General features: G+C 40.0%; 7 protein-coding genes. All 7 read right to left on the bottom strand.

All coding sequences use genetic code 11. The annotated features are described in order from the left end of the window. Positions 1-312: 312 nt before the first annotated feature. Positions 313-1,500: a glycosyltransferase family protein gene (locus GNE10_RS24885; protein WP_185567575.1), complete on the bottom strand. Its 1,188-nt coding sequence runs from the start codon at positions 1,498-1,500 to the stop codon at positions 313-315. Positions 1,501-1,617: 117 nt separating this feature from the next. Continuing rightward, positions 1,618-2,820: a glycosyltransferase family protein gene (locus GNE10_RS24880; RefSeq protein WP_260447034.1), complete on the bottom strand. Its 1,203-nt coding sequence runs from the start codon at positions 2,818-2,820 to the stop codon at positions 1,618-1,620. Between the two features lie 599 nt (positions 2,821-3,419). After that, the gene (locus GNE10_RS24875; protein WP_185567573.1) at positions 3,420-4,547 is read right to left on the bottom strand and encodes a HAMP domain-containing protein; all 1,128 of its coding nucleotides are present in this window, start codon (positions 4,545-4,547) and stop codon (positions 3,420-3,422) included. 254 nt (positions 4,548-4,801) lie between these two features. Next, positions 4,802-5,470, bottom strand: coding sequence for a response regulator transcription factor (locus tag GNE10_RS24870; RefSeq protein WP_185567568.1), 669 nt, complete (start codon positions 5,468-5,470; stop codon positions 4,802-4,804). Between the two features lie 61 nt (positions 5,471-5,531). Continuing rightward, a complete protein-coding gene (locus GNE10_RS24865; protein WP_185567566.1) occupies positions 5,532-7,133 on the bottom strand; it encodes a cell wall metabolism sensor histidine kinase WalK in 1,602 nt (533 codons plus the stop codon). Positions 7,134-7,290: 157 nt separating this feature from the next. Next, positions 7,291-9,327: a serine/threonine-protein kinase gene (locus GNE10_RS24860; RefSeq protein ID WP_185567564.1), complete on the bottom strand. Its 2,037-nt coding sequence runs from the start codon at positions 9,325-9,327 to the stop codon at positions 7,291-7,293. A gap of 525 nt (positions 9,328-9,852) precedes the next feature. Then, the gene (locus tag GNE10_RS24855) at positions 9,853-10,953 is read right to left on the bottom strand and encodes a serine/threonine-protein kinase (RefSeq protein WP_185567562.1); all 1,101 of its coding nucleotides are present in this window, start codon (positions 10,951-10,953) and stop codon (positions 9,853-9,855) included. Between the last annotated feature and the right edge of the window lie 226 nt (positions 10,954-11,179).

Raw genomic sequence — 11,179 nt, 5'->3', positions numbered from 1 at the left:
GTTAGGAGTTAGGAGTTAGGAGTTGGGAGTTAGGAGTTAGGAGTTAGGAGTTAAAAGTTTGTAGTAAGGACTTTAGTCCTTTCAAAGGAGAGTAGTCCTTACTACGAACTATTTAGACCAAGCTTTTTATTTTTACATTACTCAGCATAGTTTCGTCTTTTCAAATCGTTCTACTAATTCTGACTCCTGAATTCCGACTCCTGAATTCTGACTCCTGAATTCTGACTCCTGACTCCTGACTCCTGACTCCTGACTCCTGAATTCTGACTCCTGAATTCTGACTCCTGACTCCTGACTCCTGAATTCTCCACACTAAGCAATTTGTTGTTTAACTACCAAATTCTTTAAGATACTTGTAGTTTTCTCAACTCCAGAGAAATCAACACTAATTTTAAAGTGTTGCTCCTTGAGATAATTGATAATATTAATAGCCAAATAATCAGGTTGTAAATCACGAGGATTGAGAAGTTTAACAATGCCTAAATCGCTTAATTTTTCGGCTCTGATAGTTTGTTCTCGATCTTCGTTACCTGTAAAGGGAAGAATCATTGCTTTTACACCAGTGGTTAAAATGTTCATTGTGGTGTTATAGCCAGACATATTAATAGATAGTTCTGCTTTTTTCATGTAACTTAGCAAGTAAGGAGTATAGCGGCGGATGTGAATATTTTTGTAATCTCTAGCCAATGCTTGCAGTTCATGAAATTTTGCATCTGGGATAAATGGCCCTGTGAAAACCTGAATATTATGTGGCAGTCTTTTCTCTAAAAATGGCGCTGTTTTCACTACACAATCAAGTAGTTCATGACCAAATCTGCCACCTCCAACGCTGGTTAAAATCAGAGGTTTGTCTGATTTGAGAATTGCTTTATCTTCATAAGTAAACACAGGATTGCTCGGTTGTTCCTGCACCACGTATCCAGTGTAATAAACTTGGCATTTTAGGTCATTGACTCTAGAAAATGTTTCTTCTAATGGAACAAATTCCGGGTCGCTATGAACCAATAACACATCAAAATATTTGTTGATTAAGTGACAAACTTTTTCTTCGTTTTTTGCTTGTTTGTGTTGTTTGGTAACTACAATATCTCGTAAACTGGAAACAACTTTTGTGTGACTTTTGTTTGATTTCGCTAATTCTAGTAAAGGAATCAACTCAAAAGAAAACCGTCTTCTGCCAAAAGGAAATAATTCTACTACTAAAATATCAGGCTGGAATTCATTAAAGATTTTCAGCAGGAGATTTTTTCTGATTTCTTTGACTTCGTTGAGACTAAATGCGTCATCTACTACTTCTAGTTCTGTAAATTGAGGATCGGTTTTAATTGCAGGGAGGTTAATAACTTCTACGCCAGCAGGAATTTCAAATCCTTGAATTATTTCACCGCCATTAATAAAACAAATTTGGAAATCTTTGGTTAAACCGCGTACAATTTCCCTGCTGCGAACCAGATGCCCCATACCTAAAATATGTTGGCAGTAAAACATCAGACGTTTCATGAAATTTTACCTCTACGAATTTTTAGTGAATGAATCAATGACAGGTTAAAAGGCAAAAGAAAGATGAAATAAATACTTTCTACTTCAACTCGTCGCTAAATCAGGAAATTGTTCTGGTTAGTTATAGCAAAATGGAATCAGACTGTTTTTTTTGACTAGTAAGGTGGAGATGTATTGACTAATTTTGGGTAAGGCGTTGAGATTAATTTCGGGAATGGAAATCTGGGAAATATGCAGTTGTTGTAACAGCGATCGCAGTAATATATCTGGAGTTAGATCCTTTGGATGAATAGTTGTGAAAAAACCTAGTTTTGCTAAGTGTTCTGCACGAATATACTGTTCTTGCGAAGGCTTTATTCTGGGTACTATAACTGCTGGTTTATTCACAGAAAGAATTTCACACGTTGTGTTATATCCACCCATCGCTACTATCACATCTGCTGCGGCGATGTAACTCATTAAATCATTAGTAAATTCGGTTATTTCCACCTCAGGATATGCAGCTGCTTTTTGTTTGAGTTCAGCTTGCTGTTCTAGTGGCATTTCCGGGCCAGATATAATTAAACTTCGCAATTTATAACCCTTAGGCAATAATGCCAAACTTGATAGATAAGTGTCAATTAAACTGTAACCATCTTCACCACCTCCAGGGGTAACTAAAACTAGTTTTTCTTCTTTGGTGAGTTTTAATTCACTGCGAATTAAATTTGGGCTTTTGTGTCCTAATTGTTGGCGGATGTAGCCACAAAATTGCACCTTTTGAGCTACCATTGGCGGTAGTTGATATTCTTGGCGGATGTCAAAAATTTCTGGAGTACCAACAACAAGCACGCGGTCATAAAATTTTTCAATTGCTTCGTAGTAACCTTGGTTTTGCCATTCTGGAATGATTGCATCTGGGCGATCCAAAATATCCCGTAAGATTAAAATTAAAGGACTTTCCGGTAATTTTGTTTTCAAATATTCAACAGCCGCTTTCAATTCATTGCCAATACCGTAGGGCTTTTTGTCTACGAGAAACATGTCTGGTTGAAAATTAGCGATCGCTGATAAAATTAGCTCCGAGCGCAATTTGACTACTTCATCAATTTCTATCCCCAGATACTTGACAGACATTTCACCAGATACCCCCCGATTTAAACAGGGTAATTTGATGTAATCCAGTCTTTTCGGTAGTCGAAAGTTATGCAGTACTGGCGAACCAGAAACTACTAAGATTGAAAGTTTATCAATAGAATTTAATAAATGAGTGCAGATGCCTAGCATTCTGCGAATATTACCAATACCGAAGCCATCATGGGAATATACCATCAATTTCATGGCCAAATATCCCTCAAGTATTCAGTGGAGTTTGTCCTGTGGAATCAGAAAAAATTATGTAGAATTTCTGCATACATAAGTTAAGTGGGTCTCAAGCCAATTTCAATTTGGATTCAGAATCTAAAATCCTGACTTAACTAAGTTCTCAATGTTGAATGAATCTTTTATGAACCTTTTATGAGAAAATTCTCATAATGAAAATTGGGCATCGGGCATGAGAAGATTGATTTTTAGGGAATTCCAAAAAATAAATTGTTCCGATTCAGGTTGTTGACTGTTCGCTGTTGACCCTTCTCCTATGGTCACCGCTACGCGTAGCTTGCTTCCACGTAGTGGTACGACTTCGCTCAGGGTCAAGGCTGAGCGGAGTCGAAGCCTTGAGTGCTGACTGTCAACGCTCAACAGTCAATACGCTTCGGATAAGCAGTATGAACTTCCCTTGTGGTCTGGGAAAAGGTTAAAGAAGTCGGAAGTCGAAAGTCGTTCGTCTGAAGTACAGTTTGGTAACGGGGATTTATACCCCGCAAACACATACTTGGGGCTTGATAGAAGCCGGGGACTGTGACAAAGAGTTTTAACCTTAATCCAAGCGTATTGAGTTATAAATTATTATCTTCCTGCGCCTTTGTTGTTTGCTGATTTCTCACGAGATTTGCTTGAGTAGAACGTAATTCTTCTAAAGCTAATTCTAGGCTTTGGTTTTTTTCATTTAATTCCTGTGTCCGTTCCTGCACCTTTTTTTCTAGTACTTGGCTGTATACTTCTAGCTGTTCGTTAATATCCTTTTGGGCTTTGATGAGTTGCTGAACTTCTTGGATGAGACGATTAAGGGAAGTAGCTAAGATACCAACTTCATCATTAGTCTTGACCGGTGCTTGTAAATCGAAGTTAGATTCTTCTGTAACTTGCTGGGCAATATGAGTAACTGCTTGAATAGGATGGGCAATGGCACGACTGGTATAAATTGCCAGTAATGTGGCGATGGCAATTGATAATGATAGACTACCAACTATAATATATAAACGTAACTTTTCCGCAGTTTGTAATTGCTGTTTAGCTTGCTCATAATCTTTGGCTGTCACTTCCACGAGATTTGTAATGTCATCGAGAAAGTTATCCATCAAAAAAACTGAGGAGCCATGCATAAAATTAAACAATTGAGTTTGTGCTGTCTTAATTTTATCTGCTGATAATTTATTGGGATTATTATCTTCAAAAAAAGCTTCTGTGCGCTGTAAGTAAGCACTAAAGTTTTTATAATTTTGTAATAAAAGATAGAATTCTTTTTGTTTATTTACAGCATTATATTTTATGGGCTTTTGAATGCTGTAATTTACTCTTAACTCAGACCAAACTTGTCGGGCTTGGGCAACATACTCCAACAATTGAGCATAATTTTTTTCCCACAGCTGTGGTCTATCCATGTAGAGAATAAGTTGGTGTTGAGTGGTGCGTACATAAAACACACTCGTTTTCAATTGAGACGCCTGATATAATTCTTGAAACGCTGCTACTTCTCGTTTTTGCGCCTTGAGTTGGTAACGCTCTGCAATTACAAAACCCATAGTAGTCCCCAGCACAGCAATACTGACAACTAGTGCATATCCAACACCTATTTTTTGACCAACTTTCAGATGACTGAACCAATACCCAAAGTTATTTAATGGCTGGATGCCAGTGTTTGACCATCCACCAGCCAGTTTATCAAAATTCTTGTACCGCTTCATATCAAGTTTGGTTGAATAGTTATAATTATGACTGACGCGGGGACGGGTAGACACGGAGACAGGGAGAGTTTTGAATTATAAGTGATTATCGGAACTTGATATCATACTCAATCACGAGTTAAGGGAACTCCAAAAAATAAATTATTCCAGTTAATGCGTTGACTGTTGACCCTGAGCGAAGTCGAAGGGTCAACAGTTAACAGAGAACAATCTTCTATGGAATATTTTTTACTTGGAAGTCCCGGCGTTGCATATTATGTCTTCAAACGATAACCCATCCCTCTAACTGTTTCAATGATGTCGCTGCCTAGTTTCTTACGGAGATAACCAACATAGACATCGACAATATTAGAACCTGGATTATAGTCGTAGCCCCAAACATAATCTAGCAGTTGTTCGCGACTGATAACTTGTCCGGGATGGCGGCAAAACATCTCTGCCATTGTAAATTCACGAGCTGGTAATTCCACCAAGCGATCGCCTACTTTCACTTGTCGAGTCCGCAAATCCAATACCACATTACCTGCACTCAAGGTAAACTCTTGGGTATCTCTCACCGGTCTAGTAGTTCGCAAACGCAACTTTACCCGCGCCAACAGTTCTTCAAATCGAAAGGGTTTAGTGACATAATCATCCGCACCCCCTTCTAACCCAGCGACTTTATCATGAATATCACTGCGAGCCGAGAGAATAATTACAGGTAAATCCTCACCCTGTCCCCGCAATTCTTCCAACACCTGAAATCCATCTTTTCCAGGCAAACCCAAATCCAAAATTAATAAATCAAAAGCTCCATTGTGTACAACATCTACCACATACAGTCCATCGGCGACTGTTGTTGTAGTAAATCCTTGCGATCGCAATCCTTTTTCAATAAACGAAGCAATCCGCGGTTCATCTTCAGCGATGAGAATGTGAGGCATAGGGGTGCAGGGGAGAATAATCAGTCATCAGTCAACAGTCATCAGTCAACACTCACCAACTTCAAACAGAATAATTGATTTCTTGAAATTCCCTCTTTGGAGGATCGAGGGGTAAAACGATGGTAAACATCGAACCTTTTCCTAGTTGACTCCGCAGTAATACTTGTCCATTGTGTGCTTCGGCGATGGCTCGGACAATTGCCAACCCCAACCCTGCGCCCTCAGAACGGCGACGACTGTTAGAAGTTCGAGCAAAACGTTCAAAAATCCGTTTTTGATCCACAAGGGGAATGCCTTCGCCTGTATCCCTTACCCAGAAATGCACTTTTCCCCTAGCGATGGTTGAACCAATGGAAATTGTATCAGTCTTGGTGGTATGCTGAGTTGCATTTTGCGCCAAATTCATTACAGCCTCAGTAATTCTTTGGCGATCGACTATAATCTGACCCCTTGCTACCGAGTCTATTTGCCAATCTCGTTCTCCTAGTGCTTGAGCTTTGACAAATAACTCTTGGGTTAACTCTGCGACATTCACCGTCGCTAACTGCAAAAAGTCTAGGCGTTCTGCCTTTGCTAACAAAATCAAATCATCTACTAAACGGCTCATCCTGTCTAATTCCCCCATCACCAAGGCCAAGGTTTCTTTTTGTTCTTGGGGGTCATCTCCCATCAATTCCAGATGTCCGCGAATGATGGTGATGGGTGTCCGAATTTCATGCCCAGCATCGTTGACAAATTCCCGTTGTGTGGCAAAAGCTGACTCTAGCCTGTCCATCATTTCATTGAAGGTTGTTGCTAGTTCTGCTAATTCTCCTTTGCCTTGTACTGGCAATCTTTGAGTTAAATCCGACTCACTAATTGCATGGGCTGTATTCGTAATTGTACGTAATGGAGCTAACACCCGTCCCGCCGCAAACCAAGCTAGAATCAACGACACCACAAACACGAAGCTGGAGACTTCAATAATTACGGAAACTGCTTCTAAAGTCTCTGCTCGCTGCCCAGTTGTATTGTGAGCAACCACAAACACTCCCTCAGTTTTGCCATTAATTTTAATTGGTTCCACCATGTAAAGAATTTTACTAACATCTGGGTCAGAAAATTCTTTTTCTCCCTGCTCTGGTTGGGTTTGTTTTGCCCACCTTTGCATCAGTGGTGATTCCTTGGCAAGGGGTTTAGGACGCGCTCTAGGGCTAGATTTGTAAAATTTACCATTAACAAAGGTGATGAAATAAGAGTCATCCTCTGGTAGTCGATACAACAGATAAGCTCTGAAAAGCCTGATTAAATCTTCTTGGGAAGCCGGAGGAGCGATTTGTTTTTTTCCGGCCAGTAACCATTTCAATTGCTCTGGTTCAATTACGATATCTTCTGAATCATCTTCAGTCAGTGGATCTTCTGGAGCAAAGGTTTCACCCTTAATCAACGCATTAAAAGCCACCATATCTTCCAGCATATCTTGACGAACGCGTTCATCAATGCGTTGGTAGAGATGATAGCGAAAAGCTGGAATGGCAATTAAAAATGCGATCGCTAAAATCAGCAAATACCAAAATAAAATTCGGGTACGTGCTTCTTTAAATACTTGCTGCCAACCAAACAACAGCTTTGGTATTTTACCCCTAGAACTGCGATCGCCACGATAGCCGGTGATAATGCTCATTTTCACCCCTGCTCACTCTTTGAGACAGTGTATCGTAATTAAGGAGATGGGGGAGATGGGGAGACAAGGGAGATGGGGAGACAAGGGAGATGGGGAGATGGGGAGACAAGGAGAATAATTTCTTAGTCATCACTCATAACTCATCACTCATCACTCATCACTCAAATAACCGCCAAATCTTAATAGTATTGTCATCGCTACTGCTGACAAGGGTTTTGCTATCAGGAGTGAAGGCAACAGATGTTACGGTGTTGGTGTGGGCTGGCAATGTGAGAATTTCTTCTCCTGTGGCAATATTCCAAAGTTTAATGGTGCGATCGCGGCTACCACTCGCAAGAATTTGACCATCGGCGCTAAAAGCTAGGCTGGTGACTGTGTTCTCATGTCCTACGAAGGTGCGAATTTGTCTGCCGGTGGTGATGTTCCAAAGTCTGATGGTGCGATCGCGGCTACCACTGGCTAAAGTTTTACCATCTGGGCTAATGGCTACGTTTGTGATTGTTTGAGAATTTCCCGCTAGTGTGCGGATGGAATATCCTTTTGCTAAATTCCAGATTTTGATGGTTTTGTCGAAGCTGCCACTGGCAAGAATTACACCATCGGGACTGATGGCTACTGACCGTACCCAAAATGTATGCCCTGTGAGTGTTTTAATTTGCTCTCCGGTTGCTAAATCCCAAATTTTGATGGTGTTGTCATCACTACCACTAATTAAAGTCTGGCTATCAGGGCTGATGGCTAGGGTATGAACTGAGTCAGAATGTCCTGTGAGGGTGCGAATTTGCCTTCCTGTTGCCAAATTCCAAATTTTGATGCTGCTGTCATCATTACCAGTTACTAGAATTTTGCCATTTGGGCTAATAATCACGACATTCACTTGCCCAGAATAGGTATTGAATGAAGAGATTTGTTGTCCTGTTGCTAGATTCCAAAGTTTAATTTTGCCGTCGTCGCCACTGCTGGCGATGGTTTTGCCATCAGGGCTAATGGTGATGGATAAAACTGAGTTTTCGTGTCCTTGGAGGCTATTAACTAAGGAAACTCTGCCGAAGGTAATTTTTGGGGCTGGAGATACAAGCGGGTTATTTGTCCTGGGACTATTCTGAATTAGCCTGGAAGACAAACTAGTTTGAATCTGGCGAAAATGTTTGTACCAAGATTCGCTAAATCCAAACAACATCACAAAAGCACTTACCAAAATTACGGTTCTCAATAAGCCGTAAATTTTTGGTAATTTTGATGCTTTAGTTAATGGGATTGTAGCTGTTGAATTTCGTGCTGGTGGTAATGCTAGCGGTTGTTTTTGCATCAAGTCTTTTAGGACTTCATCAACTGATTGATAACGTTGTTGAATGTCTTTTTTCAAAAGCTTGTCAATTACCGAATCCAATTCAGCATTTAATGGAGTGCGTAAATATTGCCGCCAATTACTCACCCAGGCATAGCCGCATTCCATCCACAATTGAAAAGGGGAAGTTCCAGTCAGCAGGTGAAAGCAAGTAGCGCCTAAACCGAACAAGTCGCTGGCGGCGAAAGCTTTACCATCTCTAATTTGTTCTAGGGGAGAATAACCGTGAGAACCAATGGATGTGCCAGATTTATTTTGAACTTTGGCGGTAAATTGCTTGGAAGAACCAAAATCAATCAAGCTTAATCGTCCATCGTTTTTATGCCGGATAATATTTTCTGGCTTGATGTCTCGATGAATCACATTGCGATCGTGAATAAACTTGAGTACAGGTAATAAATCCAGCAAAATACTTTGAATTTCCCTAGAATTATACGGCTTTTTACGTTGTTGTAACTCCTTTAATAAATTGTCCCCATTGACAAACTGCTGCACTAAATACAAACAGCCGTCTTGCTCGAAGTAAGCCAACAAAGTGGGAATTTGCGGATGTTCTCCAAGTTCTTGTAGTCGCTGGGCTTCTTGGGCAAACAACTCCATCGCTTTTTTTTGCGACCAAGTTCCTTGGAATTTTGGAGCTAATTGCTTGACTACACAACGTTCATTGAGTTTATCTATGTCTTCTGATAGATAAGTTCTGCCAAATCCCCCTTCATCTGAAAGGACTCGGATAACACGGAAGCGATTTCTCAAAAGCGACACCAGGGGGGTGCCACAACTTTGGCAAAATTTCTTTCCATTGGGATTTAGGGGGTTTGGGCAATCGGGATTTAAGCAGCAGATCATGATCTGACAGGCGCGACTGCATGACAACTTAAGCTAAGCTTGCCCCGTATTTACCCTTAAAATAATTGACTCTCGCTTACTTGTGGTAGAAAAACCCTGTTCTGGGGATTGGGGAATTACTTATATTGTTGGCCTTTGTAAATAGCATGTTTAGTCATTAGTCATTAGTCATTGGTCATTAGTCATTAGTCATTAATCAATGCCCCATGCCCAATGTCCCATGCCCAATGCAAATTTATGCTATTTTTCAGGGCTGTAGTTTAGTCAGTCTTCCTAATTTCGGGAAAACTACGAGAGCCATTAGGATTAATTATTCTTCCGATTATATAGTAATCTGAAAAAAAATTTTGGAAACTCTTAGCTTTAGTACTTTTTCTTGTATATTTGCCATCAATAAAGGACTAAGTATTAAAGACCAAGGCCGATTAATTAATCATTACTGACTCTCGAATTTAGTCAAAATGCTTACTAAATTTTTTTGTATGTTTTCTATTTTCCTGGGTCAAATCAAGTGTATGAGATTGTTCATTTTAGCCTTGCTCTCCATTTGCGAATGGCGTTAGCAGTTCTCACTACAGGCGGCATGTATACCTCAGAATTTTCCGACTCTGTAATCTGGGGATGCTTAATTTGACAATCGGTAGTTTCCCAATCTGTAATTTTTTGATGTATAAGATTTTTCTTTTTCAATGTTTGGTTAGTTAGGCAATTTGCCAAGTTGGGAAAAAAGTTTTCCTTACCTAAAGCTTTGACTACTTCATCAGTAGTTTTAAAGCGATCGTGTAAAGAAAATTTCACCATTTGGCTTAAAACTTTGGCAAAATCGTCGCTGATATTCACCTCTTTTTGCCAGGAAATTTCACCACTAGTGGGATCTTGGTCGAATTCTAAGGGACTTTTGCCCGTCAACATATAAATACAAGTGACACCTAGTGCATAAATATCACTGGCATAAACTGGACGTAAAGAAAGCTGTTCTGGTGGTGCAAATCCCATCGTCCCAACAAAATTAGTCTTTGCAGATAAATTAGTTGAATTTTCACAACTATCAATTAATTGTTCTTTTACTGCACCAAAATCTATGAGTACCACTCGTTTGTCATTTTCACGGCGCAATAAATTTTGTGGTTTAATATCTCGATGAATTACACCATGTTGGTGAAGATACTGTAATACCGGCAAAAATTCTTGTAAAAACTGTTTAACTGAAGCTTCGCTTTGAGGTCCGTGTCGGCGCACTTCCCGTGCCAAAGTCAAGCCGGGTATGTATTCTTGAACTAAATAAAATTCTCTATTGATTTGAAAGTAGTCCAATAACATAGGAACTTGAGAATGGCTACCGAGTAAAGCCAAGGTTTGTGCTTCTTTTTCAAAGCGCGTACATGCCTTTTGCCAGCTTTGACCACTAGTGACTTTTGGTGATAGCTGTTTAATTACGCATAGAGGATTCCCTGGTAATAGGGCATTTTTCGCTAAAAATGTGATGCCAAAACCACCTCTACCCAGAACTTGGAGTATTTTATAGCGATCGCGAAGTAACTGCTTACCACCAGAAACGCGGCTTAACTCAATCTGCTGTGAAATGCTATCGTAGGAACCCGTATTTTTTTGAGAAAAGCGATTCATTATCGGAGAATATCTACTCTGAAGTGTTTTTAATTCTACGACAAATCCTCTTTGACAACAGTAACATTACTGATTCTTTGTCAAATCATCACCACTCCATAAGCAAAAATTTAAATAGCCAAATTCAAGTACTTAGGGTTTGTGACAGTTGACAGTTGACTGATGACTGATGACTGGGGAGTTATGATTCTCCTTGTCTCCCTTGTCTCCCCCCTCTCCCCATCTC

Origin of the sequence: Nostoc sp. 2RC (assembly GCF_014222165.1) — a bacterium.
In the GTDB taxonomy this organism is placed as follows: Bacteria; Cyanobacteriota; Cyanobacteriia; order Cyanobacteriales; family Nostocaceae; genus Nostoc; species Nostoc linckia.
The sequence above is the reverse complement of the archived record's forward strand: the minus strand, read 5'-3'. Positions and strand labels throughout refer to the sequence as shown.